The organism is Pseudomonas sp. URMO17WK12:I9, from assembly GCF_900230165.1.
In the GTDB taxonomy this organism is placed as follows: Bacteria; Pseudomonadota; Gammaproteobacteria; order Pseudomonadales; family Pseudomonadaceae; genus Aquipseudomonas; species Aquipseudomonas fulva.
This window is the reverse complement of record NZ_OCMQ01000001.1, coordinates 447,408-468,386: the sequence shown is the minus strand read 5'-3', so window position 1 is coordinate 468,386 and position 20,979 is coordinate 447,408. Positions and strand designations below refer to the sequence as shown.

Here is a 20,979-nt window from a genome sequence, read left to right as displayed (position 1 = left end):
CTGCCAAGGGCTTGGCATGCAGGCACAGAGCGCCTTAGCCGTATGTAAAACGTAGGGCGTAGGGCGTATAAGCGATTGGGAGTACAAACCCTGGAAAAACAAAAAGCCCGCTCAATGAGCGGGCTTCCTGTTTGGGTATGGCGGACTCAGCAGGATTCGAACCTGCGACCGCTCGGTTCGTAGCCGAGTACTCTATCCAGCTGAGCTATGAGTCCGTTTGGTAGTTTTAGACCAGGTTACCACTGGTTTCTTGAAACAGCCTTGATAACAAAGCCACTTCGAAAGTGGCGGACTCAGCAGGATTCGAACCTGCGACCGCTCGGTTCGTAGCCGAGTACTCTATCCAGCTGAGCTATGAGTCCGTGTCTTGCCGCGCATTATAGGTTGCTGAAACATTTTTGCAAGAACTTTTTCGTTTAAAATCAACTACTTAGCGTTCTTACAACTTACAGCAACCTAAGCGAATAATGGCGGTGAAGGGGGGATTCGAACCCCCGATACCCTTATGAGGTATACTCCCTTAGCAGGGGAGCGCCTTCGGCCACTCGGCCACCTCACCGCAACACGAGGCGAATATTAAACAGGTTCTTCCTCGTCTGCAACCCTTTTTTTGAAAAAAACTTCAAAAGAATTAAAGGCTTGGCTCCTCGTCCTTCTCGTTCTTGATCCGCAGGTAGATTTCCTCGCGGTGAACAGCCACTTCTTTTGGCGCGCTGACGCCGATACGTACCTGGTTGCCTTTGACGCCGAGCACCGTCACGGTGATCTCGCCATCGCCAATGATCAGGCTCTCCGCACAGCGACGAGTCAGAATCAACATAGCTTTCTCCTTACGCAAAACATTCAGGGGTAACAGTCTTTTGGGGTTTCAGCCGAGTCGTGGACGCCGACACGGGCTGTAATGCTTAATACACAGGCCTGGACGGGGCCTGCGCAACGAGCAGAAACGCGAAGGGCGCGGCAAGCCGCGCCCTCCCAGGCAGGGCCTTACTCGCTCTGTCGAGCCGGGGCGTCGAGCTCGAAGGCGGTGTGCAGGGCGCGCACCGCCAGTTCCAGGTACTTCTCCTCGATCACGACCGATACCTTGATCTCAGAGGTGGAGATCATCTGGATGTTGATGCTCTCTTTGGCCAGCGCTTCGAACATGCGGCTTGCAACGCCGGCGTGCGAACGCATGCCCACACCGACGATGGAAACCTTGGCGATCTTGGTATCACCGATCACTTCGCGGGCACCGATCTCGCGCGCGGTGTTCTGCAGCACGCTCTGGGCCTTCTCGTATTCGTTGTGCTGTACGGTGAAGGTGAAATCGGTGGTGTTATCGTGCGCCACGTTCTGCACGATCATGTCCACTTCGATGTTCGATGCACTGATCGGGCCGAGAATCTTGAACGCCACGCCCGGATTGTCCGGTACGCCGCGGATGGTCAGCTTGGCTTCATCACGGTTGAAGGCGATACCGGAAATGATCGGCTGTTCCATGGATTCCTCTTCATCGATGGTAATGAGGGTACCCGGACCCTCCTTGAAGCTGTGCAGCACGCGCAGCGGGACGTTGTACTTGCCGGCGAATTCCACCGAGCGGATCTGCAGCACCTTTGAACCGAGGCTGGCCATTTCCAGCATCTCTTCGAAGGTGATCTTCTCCAGGCGTCGTGCCAGCGGCACGACGCGAGGGTCAGTGGTATAGACGCCATCGACATCGGTGTAGATCTGGCATTCCTGCGCCTTGAGCGCAGCGGCCAGGGCAACACCCGTAGTGTCGGAGCCACCTCGGCCAAGGGTGGTGATATTGCCGTGCTCATCCACACCCTGAAAGCCCGCCACCACTACCACGCGCCCGGCCTTGAGGTCAGCGCGGATTTTCTGGTCATCAATTTGCAGGATGCGCGCCTTGTTGTGCGCACTGTCGGTCAGGATGCGCACCTGGTTGCCGGTGTACGACACGGCAGGTACACCGCGCTTGGTCAATGCCATGGCCAACAGCGCGATGGTGACCTGCTCGCCCGTGGACACGATCACATCCAGTTCGCGCGGAACCGGATGCTCGCTGATCTGCTTGGCCAGGTCGATCAGTCTGTTGGTTTCGCCGCTCATGGCAGACAGCACGACCACCAGGTCGTCGCCTGCCTCACGGTGCTTCTTGACCTTGTCGGCTACCTGCTCGATCCGCTCGATGGAACCGACAGAGGTGCCGCCAAATTTCTGTACGATCAACGCCATTTCAATGGTGCCTCAGCCCATACAGGGCCCCAAAAAACAATCCAACCTGAAGGGCAGGAAAACTCACCCCAGCAGGGCCATGAACGCCAATCGCGCTCAAGCCACCCTGCCCTTCATCTCAAAGTCCCTGCTCTGCGAACGGCACGGCCAGCGCCAGGGCCTGATCCAGGGCCGCGACGTCGACGCCGCCACCCTGCGCCATGTCCGGACGCCCGCCGCCCTTGCCACCCACTGCCGCAGCGGCTTGCTTCATCAGATCGCCAGCCTTGAGTTGGCTGGAGAGGTCTTTGGTCACGCCGGCCACCAGCACGACCTTGCCCTCATGCTCGCTGCCCAGCAGGATCACTGCATGGCCGAGCTTGTTCTTAAGCTGATCGACCAGGGCGAGCAAGGCCTTGCCATCCTGCCCGTCTACACGGGCGGCAAGCACCTTGGCACCCTTGACCGCCACAGCCGCGTTGGAGAGATCATCCCCGGCGGCACTGGCGGCCTTGGCCTGCAGCTGCTCGAGCTGCTTCTCCAGCTGGCGGTTGCGCTCGAGCACAGCCGACAGCTTGTCGATCAGGTTGTCGCGGTTACCTTTGACCAGTTGCGCAGCTTCCTTGACCTGCTCCTCGGCAGCGTTCAAATATGCCAGCGCAGCGGCACCGGTCACGGCCTCGATACGACGCACGCCCGACGCCACGCCGCCTTCGCTGATGATCTTGAAGACACTGATGTCGCCTGTGCGCTTGGCATGAATGCCCCCGCACAGCTCCACCGAAAAGTCGCCACCCATGGTCAGCACGCGCACCGTATCGCCGTATTTCTCGCCGAACAGGGCCATGGCACCCTTGGCTTTGGCCGTCTCGATGTCGGTCAACTCGGTTTGCACAGGCGTGTTGCGGCGCACTTCGCGGTTGACGATGTCTTCCAGCGCCTTCAGTTGCTCAGGCTTCACCGCTTCGAAGTGGCTGAAGTCGAAGCGCAGGCGTTGGCTGTCCACCAGCGAGCCTTTCTGCTGCACATGCTCGCCCAGCACCTGTCGCAAGGCTTCATGCAGCAGGTGGGTCGCCGAGTGATTCAGGGCGGTGGCGTGCTGCACGTCGGCATCGACCTTGGTCTGTACCGGAGAGCCTATGACCAGCGCACCGGTGGCGACCACACCGTGATGCAGGAAGGCGCCACCGGTCTTGGTGGTGTCCCGCACGTCGAAGCGCGCCGAACCTGCCTGGATGTAACCGGAGTCGCCCACCTGGCCACCGGACTCGGCGTAGAACGGGGTGCGATCGAGCACGATCACACCTTCCTGGCCTTCGCCCAGTTGGTCCACAGGCTGGCCATCGTGGTACAGCGCGATGATCCTGGCCGAGGCTTCGGTGGCCTCATAACCCAGGAACTCGGTCGCACTGTCGACCTTGACCAGGCTGTTGTAGTCCATGCCGAACGCGCTGGCAGAGCGTGCACGTTCGCGCTGGGCTTCCATTTCACGCTCGAAACCGGCCTCGTCGATGGTGAGCTCGCGCTCACGGGCGATGTCGGCCGTCAGGTCCATGGGGAAGCCGTAGGTGTCATAGAGCTTGAACACCACATCGCCCGGCACCACGCTGCCCTGCAACTGGGCCAGGTCCTGCTCGAGAATCCGCAGACCCTGCTCAAGTGTCTTGGCGAACTGTTCTTCTTCGGCCTTGAGCACACGTTCGATGTGCGCCTGCTGGCTACCCAACTCCGGGAACGCTTCACCCATCTCGGCGACCAGCGCGGCGACGATCTGGTAGAAGAAGCTGCCCTTGGCGCCCAGCTTGTTGCCGTGACGGCAAGCACGACGAATGATGCGGCGCAGCACATAGCCACGGCCTTCGTTCGAAGGCAACACGCCGTCGGCAATCAGGAAGCCGCAGGAGCGGATGTGGTCGGCCACCACTTTCAGCGAGGCCTGCCCCTCGTTGGTGCAACCGATGGCCGTGGCCGCCGCTGACAGCAGGTTCTGGAACAGGTCGATCTCGTAGTTCGAATGCACGTGCTGCAGCACGGCGCTGATGCGCTCCAGGCCCATGCCGGTATCGACCGACGGCGCCGGCAGCGGGTGCAGCACGCCGTCGGCGGTACGGTTGAACTGCATGAACACGTTGTTCCAGATCTCGATGTAACGGTCGCCGTCTTCTTCGGGCGACCCGGGCGGGCCACCCCAGATGTCTGCGCCGTGGTCATAGAAGATCTCGGTGCACGGCCCGCATGGGCCTGTGTCGCCCATGGTCCAGAAGTTGTCCGACGCGTAGGGTGCGCCCTTGTTGTCGCCGATGCGGACCATGCGCTCGGCCGGCACGCCCACTTCCTTGGTCCAGATATCGTAGGCTTCGTCGTCGGTGGCATAGACCGTGACCCAGAGCTTGTCCTTGGGCAGGTTCAGCCACTTCTCCGACGTCAGAAAGGTCCAGGCGAAGGTGATGGCGTCGCGCTTGAAATAATCACCGAAGCTGAAGTTGCCCAGCATTTCGAAGAAGGTATGGTGACGTGCGGTGTAACCGACGTTTTCCAGGTCATTGTGCTTGCCACCGGCGCGCACGCACTTCTGGCTGCTGACAGCACGGGTATAGGCGCGCTTCTCCGCTCCGAGGAAACAGTCCTTGAACTGGTTCATGCCGGCATTGGTGAACAACAGGGTCGGGTCGTTGTTCGGAATCAGCGAACTGGACGCGACTCGGGTATGCCCCTGTTCTTCGAAGAAGCGAAGGAAGGCTTCACGGATTTCTGCGCTTTTCATAGGATCTTCCACGGAAACGGCGGCCCATCAGGGCAAAGCGTCGACGAAACGACGGCAAAGGGCCGCATTATATCGGGCCTGCAGGCTTGGTGCAGTGAGTTTGTGCTATTGAAATGGCCGAATCGGCTATTGGCAGCGTCAAACGCATCAATCATTCATCACGCCTGATGCTAAATCCCCGGCTTCCCAACTGGCAACTCCTGAAACCGTTGCCTGCAACCGGTATCCCCGACAGGCGGCCTGAGCCCCGGGAATCAGCGTCCTGGCAGAATTAGCCACGCACCCCTGCGCATCACCGGCTCATTGAATACAGCGTCGGCCAAGCCTAAATAACTACCGCACCCAGCAAGCCCGGCAGCCTTAGCGTGAATGCTCTTGAACAGGAGATCATGCCCATGACTGCAGTAACCCAAACCGTCAATATCGACGGCGGCGACAATAGTGAGCGCTTGAGCTTCGGGGAACTGGACGAAGCGTTAGCCTACGACACTACAGACGGCGAAGAACGTCTGGGGTCTCGCGTCTACTTTGATTACGAGCTGTACAAACTCTATTCGGCTGGCCAGCTCAACATCCAACGAAGGGTGATCGAGGCATTCGACGACAACGTGAAGGTAGGCACCGTCGATGAAGTCCAGGTCTGGCTCGATACGGTGAACGTTAGCCTGAACCAGGAATGCGGCCTGGATCTGGAAATAGACGGCGTGCCGCTGAGACTGAACAGGTCCACACCCGATCAGCGTGTGCATCTGCTGTTCAGTGGCCAGGAGATTCCAGCGGGGCTGGCCGATAACGCCGACGGCACACTGCGCGTGGATGCCAATGCCAGCGCTGATGCGCGGTTCGAAACCACTGCCATCGACCACCTGTTCATCTACGGCACACCGCAGTTCCAGAACCGGGTGTATGAGCAGCTCGCACTGCTGTCGGGTTACCCAGAGTTGAAGAGGGCATTGGATGCTGCCCGCCAGGGCTATGCCGATGTGCCCGACATCGTGCTCATGCAATGCCATGCAGGCCCGGCGCAGCAGGGACCAGGCTTCGACCTGAGCCGCGTCATCCCAGCCAGATACGCCCATTTGCTACCCGGTGCCTACACCGCTGTACTGTACGACCCTTACCAAGCCAAGGGCCTGGACGGCCTGACTGCACTTGCCAGGCTGCTGCAGGACGCATACGAAGCCTTGACCCCAAGCGTACTGGTACCGGCTCTGGATATCGACATCTAGGGCTCAGGCCAGGTTTTCACCGTCATCAGGTACCACGATGATGCCCGCCCTGAGGCCATTGCGAACCTTGGGGTTGGGGAAGATGATCCGTGCGCCCTCCTCTTCGATCACCCAGCGCACGCCGGCAAGGTCATCGGCCAGCAGGTAGCCCTTGTTCAGCGGGGAGAAATTCTGGATGTCTGCTGGCAGGTGCAAGCGGAAACCATCGCTGTGCTTGATGACCTCACGCGCCACGCTGAACAACTGCAACCCCTCAAGCGACACGTCGTCATCGGGCTCGGTGGCTTGAAGGATGCGCACTAGCCGGGCTTCGAGCTTGTCGAGATTCACCGCGTCGTTCTGGCCAAAGGGGCGGGCCTTGCCCAGCTCAAGGGTAAAGGCCTCGGCGTCGAGCTGCTCGTAGGTAAACGCACTGAACGTGATTGAAGGCTTGCACTGCAGCAGTACCGCCTCCATGCCCGCTGCTGCCAGGCGGGCCAGTTCGCGCCGGGAATGCGCACGTCCTTGCTTGAAGGGATACAGCGCGAACTGCTCGATCCTGGAGCCTCGAATGGCCGTGTGCAGGTCGTAGTGCAGGCGACTACGCCCAGGCTTGCTGAAGAAGACCCGTGCGAACTGTTCGAGCTCCGCAGCGCGCAACGCCTCCGGCCCGCTGGACTGCTCGTGGCGGCCATTGAACAGGCGGTTGATGTCCTGTTCGATGAACCGCTCACCCTTGATGATGGCCGCCGGGTTGCCGAACAGGAACAGCACGCGCGCCCTGGGCACGATATCCCCGCGCGCAACGCCATGCAGCAAACGTTCGAGCAACTCGATCGGGGCCGTCTCGTTGCCGTGGATACCTGCAGACAGCAACAGGTCCAGGCCGCAGTCGTCAGCGGCGCTGGGGCTCACTTCCAGGGCACCCTGCCCCAGCCAGCGAAGGCGCACGCCCCTGGACGTCACTTGGGTCTTCTCGGCCGGTTCATGGCCGGTGAGGGTCAGCTCAAGCAGTTTGCCAAGGGCGAGCATGGCGGGCGTCCTCAGTGATGGTGGCCGCAGTCCGGGCCGTGAACGTGGTCGTCGTCTTCGCCCACGTCGGCCGGCTCCATTTCCAGTTGCAGGCTGACCAGGTTGGTCGCCAGGGGGCGCAGCAGCAGGTTGGCATACTCGGCATCGCCCTCCTCCACATCCACCCCGATCAGCAGTTGGCCACGGCCGTCCTGCTGGATCCATACTTCCTTGCCTTGCCACATCACGGCAAAGCGCGTGCACGAAGTTTCCAGCTGAGTGCCGTCTTCATCTTCCAGGATCAGGCGCAGGGCGTCGGTCATTGCAATTCTCTCTTCAAGGTTGGCGTTGGAACGGGTATACCGAGCCCAACTTGAGTATCTGGGTCAATTCGTCCAGTGCCGTACGGCACTCCTGCAACAACAGCGGATCGGCCAGGTCAGCGTCGACCAGACGGTCGCGGTAGTGCCGATCGACCCACTGCAGCAGTGTCTCGTACAACGGGGCGCTCATGATAACGCCTTGGTTCACCGCCGCCAGTTCCGTTTCGTTCAAGGCCACGCGAAGGCGCAGGCAAGCCGGCCCGCCGCCGTTTTGCATGCTCTGCTTGAGGTCGAACACCTGCACCTCCCGCACCGCCGTGCCCAGGCGGGTAAGCTGCTGCAGATACGCCCAGACCCGCTCATTGTTGCGGCACTCTTCCGGCACCACCAGCAGCATCGACCCATCGTCGCGGCTGAGCAACTGGCTATTGAACAGGTAGGAGCGCACGGCATCTTCTACCGATACGGTGGCACGCGGCACGCAAATGGCCTGCAACTCACCGCCCTTGGCGGCCAGCTTGATGCGAAGCTCGGTGAGCACGGCCTCGGTGTCGAGAAACGCATCCTCATGGTAGAACAGCACCTCCCCATTACCGACCGCGATCACATCGTTGTGAAACACACCTTGATCGATCACAGCGGGGTTCTGCTGAGCATAGACCACCGCGTCGGCGCTGAGCCCGTGCAGGCGGGCCACGGCCTGGGACGCCTCGAGGGTCTGGCGGGCTGGGTACTTCTGCGGAGCGGGGTAACGGTTGTCGAAGGCACTGCGGCCATAGACGAAAAATTCGACCCCAGCCTGCCCATAATCGTGGCAGAACCGCGTGTGGTTCGCGGCGCCCTCATCGCCGAATTGGGCGACGCCCGGCAAGGCGGGATGGTGGCTGAAATGCGCCTCGTCCCTGAACATCGCTGCCAGCACGCGGCTGGTGGTGGGGTGCTCGATACTGCGATGGTATTTGCAGTTGAGGTTGGCGGCAGTGAAGTGCACCCGTCCATCGGCCGTGTCGGCGCTGGGGCTGACTGTCGCGGCGTTGGCCACCCACATGCTCGACGCTGAGCAACTGGCCACCAGCAACGGCATGGCCTCCCGTGCGGCGCGCTGGATCACCTGGGCATCGGTGCCGGCGAAGCCAAGCTGGCGCAGTGCGGCCACATCGGGGCGCTCCTGAGGCGCCAGCACCCCTTGCTGGAAGCCAAGGTCGGCCAGCGCCTTCATCTTCGCCAGCCCCTGGCGCGCCGCTTCGCGCGGGTTGGACCCCTGGTGGCTGTTACTTTGAGAGGCCACGTTGCCGTAGGACAGGCCACCGTAGTTGTGGGTGGGCCCCACCAGGCCGTCAAAATTCACTTCGTATGCTTTCATCGGCAAGGCTCCGACCATCGTTATAGTGTGACGCCCGGCGCCAGGGTTGCCGGCAAGGTCAGGCCGGTGGCCTCCAGCGACGCGACGGGGTAGGCGCAGTAGTCGGCTGCGTAGTAGGCGCTTGCCCGGTGATTGCCACTGGCGCCCACCCCACCGAACGGCGCGCTGCTGGCAGCGCCGGTAAGCTGGCGGTTCCAGTTGACGATGCCTGCGCGGCTGTGGAGCCAGAAATGCTCGTAGCGGGCCTGGGAGTCGCTGAGCAACCCGGCAGCCAGGCCATAGCGGGTGTTGTTGGCTTCGGCAATGGCCGCCTCGAAATCGGGGTAGCGCAGCACCTGCAACAGCGGCCCGAAAAACTCCTCGTCCTTGCGCGGTGCCACGTCCGTGACATCGACGATACCCGGGGTCAGCAAGGCGGCGTCATGCTGCGGCTGCGTCATCTCCAGCAAGCTGACGCCGCCCCCGGCGATCAGCTCGGCCTGGGCGGCCAGCAGCGCGTGCGCCGCCTGCAGGGAAATCACCGAGCCCATGAATGGGGCTGGTTGCTGATCGAAAGCGCCCACGGCCAGGGTGCGGCTCACCTGAACCAGCCGCGCCAGCAACTGATCGCCCCATGGGCCCTGCGGCACCAGCAGTCGGCGCGCGCAGGTGCAGCGCTGGCCGGCCGAAATGAACGCCGACTGAACGATGGTGTAGACCGCAGCGTCGAGGTCCTGGACCTCGTCCACCACCAGCGCATTGTTCCCGCCCATCTCCAGGGCCAGAATCTTGTCGGGGCGGCCGGCGAACTGCTGGTGCAGCAGATGGCCGGTACCACTGGAGCCCGTGAAGAACAAGCCATCGATGCCAGGGTCGGCGGCCAAGGCCACACCCGTGTCACGCCCCCCTTGCACCAGGTTCAACACCCCGGTAGGCAGGCCGGCGGCAATCCAGCAATTGACGGTCAGCTCGGCCACCTTGGGCGTCAGCTCACTGGGCTTGAACACTACGCAGTTGCCAGCCAGCAGCGCCGGGACGATATGCCCGTTCGGCAAATGACCGGGGAAGTTGTAAGGCCCGAATACCGCCACCACGCCATGTGGCTTGTGCCGCAGCACTGCAGTGGCGTCAGCCAGTGGGCCGCTCTTCTCGCCGGTGCGTTCACGGTAGCTCTGCACCGAGATCGCCACCTTGTTGATCATGCTGGTGACTTCGGTAGCCGATTCCCACAAGGGCTTGCCGGTTTCCTCACCAATGCAATAGGCCAGCGCGTCGGCATGCTGTTTTAGCTGCGCGGCAAACTGTTCAAGCACCTCGATGCGCCCCTGCAGGCTCATGTGCGCCCAGGCGGGGAACGCCTGGCGCGCGGCCTGTACGGCAGTCCGCACCTGGCCTGCATCAGCCCCTTGACCTTGCCAGACGGTCGCCTGGCTCACCGGGTTGAGCGATGCCAGGTGCTCGCCGCGCCCTGCTACCCAGTTACCGCCGATGTAATGCGTGGTCATTTACTGGCCCTCCCGGGCGGCCGACAGGGGCACGGCCCGCACGTTGTCGCCTGCACCCATGCGCAGGCGCTTGGCCGTCAGCGGGTCGACCACCAAGGTGCCCGCCGCCAGCCGAGCCGGGGCGGCCGTGATGCGGCAGTCGTCGCGCTTACGGTTGTGGATGATGAAGGGCGTGGCATCCTCACCAGGCGTACCGATGGCCAGTACCAGTGTCTGGCTGTCGCGTACCGCGCGGATGCGGGCCGTGTCGCATTCGATGGCAGGCCCTGCGTCGAAAATGTCCACGTACCCCTGATAGGTGAAGCCTTCCTGCTTGAGCATGGCCAATGCTGGCTCGGTGTCGGCATGCACCCGGCCGATCACGCTGCGCGCCGCTTCGGACAGGAAGCAGGTGTAAAGCGGGAACCTGGGCATCAGCTCGGCGATGAAAGACTTGTTGCCCACACCCGTCAGGTAGTCGGCCTGGCTGAACTCCATCTTGAAGAAGTGGCGCCCCAGGCTTTCCCAGAACGGCGAGCGCCCCTGGGCATCGGACATGCCACGCATCTCCGCCATGATCTTCTGACCGAACAGCTCGGGAAACTCGGCGATGAACAGCATGCGCGCCCGGGACAACAGCCGACCATTGAGCCCTGAGCGGTAGTCATGGCGCAGGAACAGCGAGCACAGCTCGGAATTGCCGGTCAGGTCGTTGGCCAGGAACAGCGTGGGTATCTCGCGGTAGATCTTCAATTCCTGGGACGCACTGACGGTGAGCCCGACGCGGTAGTTGTACCAAGGCTCGCGCAAGCCTACGGCGCCAGCGATTGCACTGATGCCCACGACCAGCCCTTCGTCGTTTTCCAGCACGAAGAGGTAGTCGGTATCACCGCGCTCGGCTTCACCGCGAAAGCTCTTTTCCGCCCACCCTACGCGATGCTCCAGGCGTTCCTCGTTGGCAGGCAGCGTGGTCAGCCCCGTGGTGCCGGTGCTGCGTGCCAATTCGATCAACGCAGGCAGGTCGCTGCTGCGTACAGGACGAACGATCATGCTATCTCCTTGTGCGGCGGCATCAACCGGCGCGAAACTCTGCTAATCCTGCAAGATGGCGGTCGGCGCTCAGGCCGCGACCAGCCGCACACTGGCACCCTCGCCCACGCCCAGGGCGTCGGCCACCTCCTGGCTCAGGCTGACGGGCTTGCCAGGTACCCAGTCCAATTCCACCAGCACGGCACGGTAATCTTGCAGCTGGCCATTGCAGACCAGGTACGGCCGCGTGCCGCGGGCCGCCACCGGCTCGACTTTCACGGGCGCCACGCGGCTTTGTGCAATCGAACGAATACCGGAGGTACGGGCATGCAGGGTCGGGCCGCCATCGAAGATGTCGATGTAGTGCTCGGTTTCGAAGCCTTCGCGCATGAGGATGTCGAAGGTGATCTGCGCCCGCGGGTGCACCTGGCCCATGGCTTCCTGCGCAGCGTCAGGCAGCAACGGCACGTAGATAGGGTAATGGGGCATCAGTTCAGCCAGGAACGTGCGGCTTTTGAGGCCGCACAGGCGCTCGGCATCGGCGTAGCTCAAGTCGAAGAAGTTGCGCCCGATGGCGTCCCAGAAAGGCGACTCGCCCTGCTCGTCGCTGAAGCCTACGATTTCCGTCACAACCGACTCGGCGAACCGCTCGGGGTGCGATGCCATGAACAACAGGCGACCCCGGGAATTGAGTTCGGCCCACCCACTGCCCACAAGCTCGGGCAGCACGTAGAAGCTGGTCAGCAAACTGTTGCCGGTCAAATCGTGACACAGCGACAGGACGTGAATCTTGTTGTGGATCTTCAGTTCCCGCGAGGCGTGAACGAAGGTTTCGTTACGAAAACTGTAGAAAGGCTCGGAATAGCCTGCCGAGGCAACGATGGCCGAGCAGCCAGCCAGCTTGCCGGTCTCACTGTCTTCGAGTACGAAGAAGTAGCGTTCCTCGCCGTTGAAGCTCACCTCGGCGGCGAAGGAAGTTTCGGAGGCGGCGATCTTGTCGCCCAGCCGAGCGCTGTCGTCCGGCAACGAGGTGACACCAATGGGGCTGTCCGCAGCCATTCGCTGCACTTCGTTCAGATCAGCCATTTGCGCCGGGCGCATCACCAGCATGGTGTCACTCCTTGGAAAACGCGCTGCCAATGGCGGCGCGTGAAAAAGGCAGGCGCCAGGCGCCTGCGTTGGAATCCGGGCTCACCGGCCGGTGTCGCAACCGGCGCGGCGCCAACCCTGCGAGCCGGCTCAGCCTTGGGTCAAGGTGACCACGGCACGTTCGAAGCGCTGCAGGCCTTCCTCGATGTCGGCATCTTCGACAACCAGGCTAGGGGCAAAACGCACCACGTCAGGCCCTGCCTGCAACACCATGACGCCTTCTTTCTCGGCGGCATTGAGCACGTCCTTGGCCTTGCCCTGCCAGGCCTCGGAAAGCACACAACCGATCAGCAGGCCCACGCCGCGGACATGACTGAACAGCCCATTGTCACGACCGATCTGCTCCAGACGGGCCTTGAATCGTTCGTGCTTGGCCTTGATGCCCGCCAGGGTCTGCGGGGTGTTGATCACATCCAGCACGGCGCAGGCCACCGCGCAGCCCAGCGGGTTGCCCCCGTAAGTCGTACCGTGGGTGCCGACAGCCAGGTGCTTGGCCAGGTCATTGGTGGTGAGCATGGCGCCAATCGGGAAGCCGCCGCCCAGGCTCTTGGCGCTGGTCAGGATGTCGGGCGTCACGCCGTAGTGCTGGTAGGCGTACAGCGACCCGGTACGACCGACACCGGTCTGTACTTCATCGAATATCAGCAAGGCATTGTGCTGGTCGCACAAGGCGCGCGCGCCTTCCAGATAGGCCTTGTCAGCCGGGACCACACCGCTTTCACCCTGGATCGGCTCGATCACGACAGCGCAGGTCTTGTCGGAAATCTGCGCTTTCAACGCTTCCAGGTCGTTGTAGGGCACGTGGCTGATCCCGGTGATTTTGGGCCCGAAACCATCGGAATATTTTGGCTGACCACCCACGCTCACGGTAAACAACGTGCGGCCGTGGAAGCTGTTGAGCGTTGCGATGATCTCGTGCTTTTCAGGGCCGAAGCGATCATGGGCTACCCGGCGGGCCAACTTGAACGCCGCCTCGTTGGATTCGGCGCCGGAATTGCAGAAGAACGCGCGATCGGCAAACGTGGCCTCTACCAGTTTGTGAGCCAGGCGCAGGGCCGGCTCGTTGGTGAAGACGTTGGATACATGCCACAGGGTATTGGCCTGATCGGTCAGTGCCTTGACCAAAGCCGGATGGCAATGACCCAGTGCATTGACGGCGATGCCACCGGCAAAGTCGATCAATTCGCGGCCAGTCTGGTCCCAGACACGGGAGCCCTCGCCTCGCACAGGAATGAAGGCCGCCGGGGAATAGTTGGGGACCATGACCTGATCGAAATCGGCACGTAGCACCGGGGCTTGCTCAACGGACATCTGAGTCTCCTGAAGAGGATCGCTGACCTGAAAGTGGCGAGCGATGGGGGGATTGTAAGGAACGAAGAACGCGTGGCCTTGCGGCCAAGCGACAACTTGTTACAGCGCAAAACCGGCATTCGGGCGGGCTTTCGGCAATGCGACAAACACTGTCGCAATCGCGCAGTGTACGGCAGAGAAGAAGCTGGGTGAACGGGTGTTCACCTAGTTGTGCAGCCCGGCCGCGCTGACACGTCGACTAGCCTTTTTCAGCCGGCGCGGAGCTCAGTTCGAACGGGCTGCTGTTGCGTCGCTGATTGCGGTCTTCACGGGGCGTGGCGCCAAAGAAGTTGCGGTAGGCGCTGGAGAAATGCGGGCCGGAGGAGAAGCCGCACGACAGGCCTATCTGGATGATGGACTTGCTGGTCTGCATCAGCATCTGCCGTGCCTTGTTCAGGCGCAGCTCCAGGTAATACTGGCTCGGCACCCGGCTCAGGTACTGTTTGAAGATGCGCTCGAGCTGTCGCCGTGACACGCAGACATGCTGGGCAATTTCATCGGTGGTCAGCGGCTCCTCGATGTTGGCTTCCATCAACAGCACTGCCTGAGTGAGCTTGGGGTGGCTCGAGCCCAGCCGGTTCTGCAGCGGAATGCGCTGGCGCTCACCGCCCTCGCGAATACGCTCGACCACCAGTTCCTCGGACACCGCGCCTGCCAGCTCAGCGCCATGGTCCCGGGCCAGCACTGCCAGCAACAGGTCGGTTACCGCCATGCCGCCGCAGGCCGTCAGGCGATCGCGGTCCCAATCGAACAGGTGGCTGGTGGCGATGACCTTGGGGAACCGCTCGGCAAAATCGTCCTGCCAGCGCCAATGCACGGCCGCGCGATAGCCATCGAGCAGGCCGAGCATGGCCAGTGGATAGACCCCGGCAGACAACCCGCCAATCATGCAGCCGCTTCGGGCCAATTGCTTGAGCGCTGTCGACAGGCCAGCCCCGATGTTGCCCGGCGCTTCATCGGCCATCAGAAACAGCTTGTGGCACCCTTCCAGGCGCCCGTTCCAGGGCTCGCCCGGCATGCGCCAGCTGCCTTCGACCGGGGCTTCGGCCTGCAGGAACAGTGTTTCGTACACCACATCGGGATGGACCCGCTGCGCCACCTGCAGGACTTCTTCGGCCAGCGCCAGGGTCAGTGGCCGGGTGCTGGGCCAGATGAGAAAACCGATTCGCTGGGTGGTCATAGGGTAAGGTCCGAAACCTGAGATCGTTCGATTCGATGCGCCGGGTCAGGCTGCGCGTGACACGCAGCATGCCCTATCGTGGTGCAGAAAAGCAGCTTTTACTTCAGGCTGCCGGACAGGAACTGCTTCAGGCGTTCCGAACGCGGGTTGGCCAGCACCTCGCGTGGGCAGCCGGTCTCCTCGACCAGACCCTTGTGCAGGAACACCAACTGGTTCGACACCTCGCGGGCAAAGCCCATTTCGTGGGTTACCACCACCATGGTCCGGCCTTCCTGGGCCAATGCCTGCATCACCTTGAGCACATCGCCGACCAGCTCAGGGTCCAGGGCCGAGGTCGGTTCGTCGAACAGCATGACCTCAGGTTCAACGGCCAGCGCCCGTGCAATGGCCACCCGCTGCTGTTCGCCACCGGACATGTGGCCTGGGAAGGCATCCTTGCGGTGGGCGACCCCGACCTTCTCAAGGTAGTGCTCGGCCTTCTCAAGCGCCTCCTTGCGGCTGACCCCCAGCACATGCACCGGCGCTTCGATGATGTTCTCCAGCGCCGTCATGTGCGACCACAGGTTGAAATGCTGGAACACCATCGCCAGGCGCGAGCGCATGCGTTGCAGTTGGCGCGCATCGGCTGCCTTGAGTGCGCCATCCTTGCCGGGGGTCAGTTTCAGCTCTTCGTTGTTGAGCAGTATCTTGCCCGCATGGGGCTGCTCCAGCAGATTGATGCAGCGCAGGAAGGTGGACTTGCCCGAGCCACTGGAGCCGATGATGCTGATGACATCGCCTGCCTTGGCCGCCAGAGAAACACCCTTGAGGACCTCGTGGCTGCCGTAGCGCTTGTGCAGGTCTTGGACTTGGAGTTTGTACATGCTGTCGATTCTCACAGAGCGGTCAGTGCTTGCGCGGCGCCAGGTAGCCGAGCCAGCGGCGTTCGGCCATCTTGAACAGGCGCACCAGGATGAAGGTCAGGCACAGGTAGAACACGCCCGCCGTGATGTAGGCCTCGAAAGGCAGGTAGTACTGAGCATTGACCGTGCGTGCGGCACCTGTGATGTCGATCAGGGTCACGATCGATGCCAGGCTGGTGGTTTGCAGCATCATGATCACTTCATTGCTGTATTGCGGCAGCGCACGGCGCAGCGCAGACGGCAGCAGGATGCGTCGGTACATCTTCATGCGCGACATGCCCATGGCCTTGGCCGCCTCGATCTCGCCGTGGGGCGTGGCCTTGAGGCTGCCGGCAACGATCTCGGCGGTGTAGGCACTGGTGTTGATGGCGAAGGCCAGGCACGCGCAGAAGGTCGCGCTGGACAGCAAGGGCCAGAACACGCTGGCCCGCACGGCTTCGAACTGGGCCAGGCCGTAGTAGATCAGGAACAGCTGCACCAGCATGGGCGTGCCACGAATGACGTAGGTGTACAGCCAGGCCGGCAGGTTGACCCACGGGCGCTTTGACACGCGCATCAAGCCCAGCGGAATGGCCGCCAGCAAGCCGAAGAACAACGAGACCGCCAGCAGCTTGAGGGTGGTGAGCAGGCCGTCGAAATACATCGGCAACGCTTCCCAGACCACGTTGTAGTCGAAGATCATAGTTCGGTCACCTTGACACCCACCGAGTAGCGGCGCTCCAGATACTTCAGCGCCAGCAGCGAGACACTGGTCAGCACCAGGTACAAGGCGGCCACTGCCAGGAAGAAGGTGAAGGGTTCACGGGTGGCATCGGCCGCCTGCTTGGCCTTGAACATCATGTCCTGCAGGCCGACCACCGAAATCAACGCCGTGGCCTTGGTCAGCACCAGCCAGTTGTTGGTAAAACCTGGAATCGCCAGGCGAATCATTTGCGGCACCTGGATGCGGAAGAACACCTGCCGGGCATTCATGCCGTAGGCGACACCCGCCTCGGCCTGGCCTTTTGGAATGCCCAGGAATGCACCCCGGAACGTTTCCGAGAGGTAGGCGCCGAAAATGAAGCCCAGCGTCCCGATACCTGCCAGCAGCGGGTTCAGGTCGATGTAGTCGTCGTAGCCCACCAGCGGCGCCACGCGATTGATGATGTCCTGCCCGCCATAGAAGATCAGCAGGATCAGTACCAGATCCGGTATGCCGCGAATGACCGTGGAATACAGGTCGCCCAGCCAGGCCAGCCAGCGCACCGGCGACAAGCGCAGTGCCACGCCGATCAGGCCGAGCACGATGGCCAGGGCCATCGACGAAAGGGCGAGCTGTAGCGTCAGCCACGCCCCATCGAGGATGACTGCCCCGTAGCCTTTCAACATGTTGAGGTCCTCGACCTAGAGAATGAAAAATGGTGCAAACCTCAGCGCTCCTGCTGTTTGCACCATTGCACAGCGGTTGACGGCTGACTCAGTTCGCGTCTGGGCCGTAGATGTCGAAGTTGAAGTATTTCTTCTCGATCTCTTTGTACTTGCCGTTGGCACGGATGGCATCGATGGCCGCATTGATACGATCGACGTTGGCCTTGTCACCCTTGCGCACGGCAATGCCGACGCCGTCACCGAAGTACTTCACGTCGGTGAAGGCCGGACCGACGAACGCGAAGCCCTTGCCGGCATCGGTCTTGAGGAAGCCATCTTCCAACAGGGTGGCATCGGCCACGGTGCCGTCCAGGCGGCCAGCCGCCACGTCGAGGTAGATTTCGTTCTGGGTGCCGTAAGGCACCACGGTGGCCCCTTTGGGCGCGAGCACTTCCTTGGCGAAGCGATCGTGGATCGAGCCACGCTGCACGCCAATCTTCTTGCCCTTGAGCTCATCGAGGCTGTCGGTAACCGCGGTACCCTCCTTCATGACCAGACGCGCCGGGGTGAGGTAGTAACGCTTGGTGAAGTCCACCGACTTCTTGCGGTCCTCGGTGATGGACATCGAAGACAGGATGGCGTCGATCTTGCGCACCTTGAGCGCAGGAATCAGGCCGTCGAACTCCTGCTCGACCCAGGTGCACTTGGCTTTCATCTCTTCGCACAGGGCATTGCCGATGTCGTAGTCGAAGCCGGCGATGCTGCCATCGGGCTGCTTGAAAGCGAAGGGAGGGTAAGCCGCTTCGATACCGATTTTCAGCGGTTTTTCATCGGCCTGCGATACCAGGGAAAACACGGACAGCGCCAGGGCGCCAAGCAGTGCGAGCTTCTTCATCAGGTAACTCCATCGGTACGGGGCAATACAAGGCAGGTAACAGCTGCCCGATATGCGAATGGTTACAACGCGAGCCGCGCAGGGTTCGACCAAGGTCGCAGACCACGAGCGAGTGAATGGCATTTTAACGACAGCCCGGTAGTCGAAATTTCTTCAAAGCGACAACTACTTACAGAAGCGCTTGAAACCGCTACGGGCGATGTTGACAGCCAATGCAGAATATGCAAAAGCGCAAGAAATTGAACCCATGAATCTAGCAAATCCTGGGCCTATTATTGGCAAACCCTTGTGGGACGGCAAGTGTAGCGTGATAGACCGACACACATGACAGCCCAAATGCCCTCAAACAGCGCGAAGTGTTTCCAGGCGCCCCGCTATAGCGCATTGCCGGTGACAGAAAGTAACCGATCACTGTCGGGTAGCAGATTCAGCCGTCTCTTAAAGCAAAAACCCCGCCGGTTCACCCGGCGGGGCCGATATTGGACGCTGGCGTACTGCCGGCGCGACCCAAATTACCTTGCCATCAAGCTTGGATCTCGGGCCGCGCGCGGTGCCGTCAAGCCGTGGCCAAGCTCATGGCCTTGTGCGTGTCGATCAGGTGCTGCACGACACCTGGGTCTGCCAAGGTCGAGATATCCCCCAGTGCGTCATACTCGGCGGTTGCGATCTTGCGCAGGATGCGGCGCATGATCTTGCCCGAACGGGTCTTTGGCAACCCTGGCGCCCACTGGATCACATCCGGCGAAGCGATCGGGCCGATTTCCTTGCGCACCCAGTTCTTCAGTTCAAGGCGCAGTTGCTCGCTTGGCTCGACGCCGGCATTGAGGGTGACGTAGACGTAGATACCCTGGCCCTTGATGTCGTGCGGCACGCCCACCACCGCGGCCTCGGCCACCTTCGCATGCGCCACCATGGCACTTTCGATCTCGGCGGTGCCCATGCGGTGGCCCGAGACGTTCAGCACGTCATCCACGCGACCGGTGATCCAGTAGTAGCCGTCCTCGTCGCGGCGCGCGCCGTCACCGGTGAAGTACATGCCCCGGAAGGTCTTGAAGTAGGTATCGACGAACCGGTCGTGGTCACCGTACAGCGAGCGCGACTGGCCTGGCCATGAATCGAGGATCACCAGGTTGCCCTCGGTCGCGCCTTCGATCAGGTTGCCCAGGTTGTCCACCAGGGCCGGGACCACGCCAAAGAACGGGCGCGTGGCCGAGCCTGGCTTGAGCGCCGTCGCCCCTGGCAACGGGCTGATGAGGATGCCGCCGGTTTCGGTCTGCCACCAGGTGTCGACGACCGGGCAACGCTCCTTGCCCACGGTCTTGTAGTACCAGTTCCAGGCTTCGGGGTTGATCGGCTCGCCCACAGAGCCCAGCAGGCGCAGGCTGGAACCGTCGGCACCGTCCACCGCCGCCTGCCCTTCGGCCATCATGGCGCGGATGGCGGTGGGTGCGGTGTAGAGGATGTTGACTTTGTGCTTGTCGACGATCTTGGACACGCGGGTGATGTCCGGGTAGTTCGGCACACCTTCGAACAACACGGTGGTGGCACCGTTGGCGAGCGGGCCGTAGACGATGTAGCTATGGCCCGTGACCCAACCGACGTCGGCGGTGCACCAGTACACCTCGCCCGGGCGGTAGTCGAACACGCGCTCATGGGTCAGCGCCGCGTACACCAGGTAGCCACCGGTGGTGTGCAGCACGCCCTTGGGCTTGCCGGTCGAGCCGGAGGTATAGAGGATGAACAGGGCTTCCTCAGCCCCCATTTCCTTCGGCGCGCAGTGGCTGGAGGCCACTTTCATCAGGTCTTCGTACCAGATGTCGCGGTGCTGGTGCCAGGCGATGTCGCCGCCGGTGCGCTTGCAGACGATGATCTTCTGCACGCTGCTGGTTTCAGGGTTGGTCAGCGCCAGGTCGACGTTGGCCTTGAGCGGTGTACGGCGACCGCCGCGCACGCCTTCGTCCGCCGTGATCACCACCTTGGACTTGCAATCGATGATGCGCCCTGCCAGGGCCTCGGGCGAGAACCCACCGAATACGACTGAATGGATTGCACCGATACGGGCGCAGGCCAGCATGGCGACCACAGCCTCTGGGATCATCGGCATGTAGATGGTGACCACATCGCCGCGGTGCACGTCCTGCCCACGCAAGGCGTTGGCGAACTTGCACACCTGCTCATGCAGTTCGCGGTAGGTGATGTTGCGGTGTTCGGAGGGGTCGTCGCCTTCCCAAATGATGGCCAGTTGATCGCCACGCTCTTCCAGATGGCGGTCCAGGCAGTTGGAGGAAACGTTCAGAGTGCCGTCGGCAAACCATTTAATGTCCACATGGTGGTCATCGAAGGAGGTCTGCTTGACCTTGGTGAAGGGCTTGATCCAGTCAATGCGCTGGGCCTGCTCACGCCAGAAGCCGTCCGGGTTGATCACCGACTGCTGGTACATGGCCTTGTAGGTGGCCTCGTCTGTCAGGGTAGTGGCCGCGATCTCGGGACGAACGGGATACAGTGGAGCCGCACTCATCGTGTTTACCTCGGTGTAATAGTTGTTTTTGTATGGGACCGATGTAACTGTACCAGAGCGATAACCGCCATTCGACGTTGGTAGTAATTTGCCAGTCGATCAGGTCGCAACCGCTCAGGCGCGGGCATTTTGCTGCCTGCCAGGTTAAAGGCCTCGCAGATTGTTACCAATTTCACCAACAGACTTTATCAAAAGCCCCACTGTTTCAGCCTGGGCCACAGTTCTAGAATTGATCTCGCCAGCAACGGCAAGAAGATTGACAACCTGTAACCGCC

Annotated in this window: 17 protein-coding genes and 3 tRNA genes; 1 reads left to right on the top strand and 19 read right to left on the bottom strand. The window is 61.7% G+C overall.

Annotated elements, in window-relative coordinates; translation table 11 throughout:
* Positions 1–138 precede the first annotated feature (138 nt).
* The 6 genes from CRP40_RS02130 to alaS all read right to left on the bottom strand — a co-directional run bounded on the left by CRP40_RS02130 (position 139) and on the right by alaS (position 4,966).
* A tRNA-Arg gene (locus CRP40_RS02130) sits at positions 139–215 on the bottom strand.
* Positions 216–285: 70 nt separating this feature from the next.
* Positions 286–362, bottom strand: a tRNA-Arg gene (locus CRP40_RS02125).
* Between the two features lie 106 nt (positions 363–468).
* Positions 469–559 (bottom strand) — tRNA-Ser (locus CRP40_RS02120).
* A 72-nt stretch (positions 560–631) separates the two neighbouring features.
* A complete protein-coding gene (gene csrA / locus CRP40_RS02115) occupies positions 632–820 on the bottom strand; it encodes a carbon storage regulator CsrA (protein ID WP_023533771.1) in 189 nt (62 codons plus the stop codon).
* A gap of 167 nt (positions 821–987) precedes the next feature.
* Entirely contained in the window at positions 988–2,223 is a 1,236-nt protein-coding gene (locus CRP40_RS02110; protein ID WP_023533761.1) for an aspartate kinase, read from the bottom strand.
* Positions 2,224–2,341: 118 nt separating this feature from the next.
* Positions 2,342–4,966 (bottom strand): alanine--tRNA ligase, encoded by a 2,625-nt coding sequence (gene alaS / locus CRP40_RS02105; protein WP_027915921.1) that lies wholly within the window; start codon positions 4,964–4,966, stop codon positions 2,342–2,344.
* Positions 4,967–5,361: 395 nt separating this feature from the next.
* Here alaS and CRP40_RS02100 point away from each other — a divergent pair, with 395 nt between their 5' ends.
* Positions 5,362–6,195, top strand: a complete 834-nt coding sequence (locus tag CRP40_RS02100) for a hypothetical protein (RefSeq protein ID WP_027915920.1) — start codon at positions 5,362–5,364, stop codon at positions 6,193–6,195.
* A 3-nt stretch (positions 6,196–6,198) separates the two neighbouring features.
* Here CRP40_RS02100 and astE read toward each other — a convergent pair whose 3' ends face one another.
* The 13 genes from astE to acs all read right to left on the bottom strand — a co-directional run bounded on the left by astE (position 6,199) and on the right by acs (position 20,704).
* On the bottom strand, positions 6,199–7,206 hold the full coding sequence (gene astE, locus CRP40_RS02095; protein WP_027915919.1) for a succinylglutamate desuccinylase: 1,008 nt from the start codon (positions 7,204–7,206) through the stop codon (positions 6,199–6,201).
* Positions 7,207–7,217: 11 nt separating this feature from the next.
* Entirely contained in the window at positions 7,218–7,508 is a 291-nt protein-coding gene (locus CRP40_RS02090; protein WP_023533754.1) for a type IIA topoisomerase (DNA gyrase/topo II, topoisomerase IV), A subunit, read from the bottom strand.
* Positions 7,509–7,521: 13 nt separating this feature from the next.
* Positions 7,522–8,871, bottom strand: coding sequence for an N-succinylarginine dihydrolase (gene astB / locus CRP40_RS02085; protein WP_027915918.1), 1,350 nt, complete (start codon positions 8,869–8,871; stop codon positions 7,522–7,524).
* Positions 8,872–8,891: 20 nt separating this feature from the next.
* Positions 8,892–10,355, bottom strand: a complete 1,464-nt coding sequence (gene astD, locus CRP40_RS02080) for a succinylglutamate-semialdehyde dehydrogenase (protein WP_027915917.1) — start codon at positions 10,353–10,355, stop codon at positions 8,892–8,894.
* Complete coding sequence (gene astA, locus CRP40_RS02075; RefSeq protein WP_023533743.1) at positions 10,356–11,384, bottom strand: arginine N-succinyltransferase; 1,029 nt, start codon at positions 11,382–11,384, stop codon at positions 10,356–10,358.
* 69 nt (positions 11,385–11,453) lie between these two features.
* Complete coding sequence (aruF, locus tag CRP40_RS02070) at positions 11,454–12,473, bottom strand: arginine/ornithine succinyltransferase subunit alpha (RefSeq protein WP_027915916.1); 1,020 nt, start codon at positions 12,471–12,473, stop codon at positions 11,454–11,456.
* A 129-nt stretch (positions 12,474–12,602) separates the two neighbouring features.
* On the bottom strand, positions 12,603–13,823 hold the full coding sequence (locus CRP40_RS02065; RefSeq protein ID WP_027915915.1) for an aspartate aminotransferase family protein: 1,221 nt from the start codon (positions 13,821–13,823) through the stop codon (positions 12,603–12,605).
* 238 nt (positions 13,824–14,061) lie between these two features.
* On the bottom strand, positions 14,062–15,042 hold the full coding sequence (gene argR / locus CRP40_RS02060) for a transcriptional regulator ArgR (protein ID WP_023533814.1): 981 nt from the start codon (positions 15,040–15,042) through the stop codon (positions 14,062–14,064).
* A 98-nt stretch (positions 15,043–15,140) separates the two neighbouring features.
* Entirely contained in the window at positions 15,141–15,905 is a 765-nt protein-coding gene (locus CRP40_RS02055) for an ATP-binding cassette domain-containing protein (RefSeq protein WP_027915914.1), read from the bottom strand.
* 22 nt (positions 15,906–15,927) lie between these two features.
* Complete coding sequence (locus CRP40_RS02050) at positions 15,928–16,626, bottom strand: ABC transporter permease (RefSeq protein WP_023533799.1); 699 nt, start codon at positions 16,624–16,626, stop codon at positions 15,928–15,930.
* Positions 16,623–17,312: an ABC transporter permease gene (locus tag CRP40_RS02045; protein ID WP_023533806.1), complete on the bottom strand. Its 690-nt coding sequence runs from the start codon at positions 17,310–17,312 to the stop codon at positions 16,623–16,625. The genes CRP40_RS02050 and CRP40_RS02045 overlap by 4 nt, the downstream gene beginning before the upstream one ends.
* A gap of 88 nt (positions 17,313–17,400) precedes the next feature.
* Positions 17,401–18,186, bottom strand: a complete 786-nt coding sequence (locus tag CRP40_RS02040) for an ABC transporter substrate-binding protein (RefSeq protein WP_027915913.1) — start codon at positions 18,184–18,186, stop codon at positions 17,401–17,403.
* Between the two features lie 556 nt (positions 18,187–18,742).
* Entirely contained in the window at positions 18,743–20,704 is a 1,962-nt protein-coding gene (gene acs / locus CRP40_RS02035; protein ID WP_023533744.1) for an acetate--CoA ligase, read from the bottom strand.
* Positions 20,705–20,979: the final 275 nt, after the last annotated feature.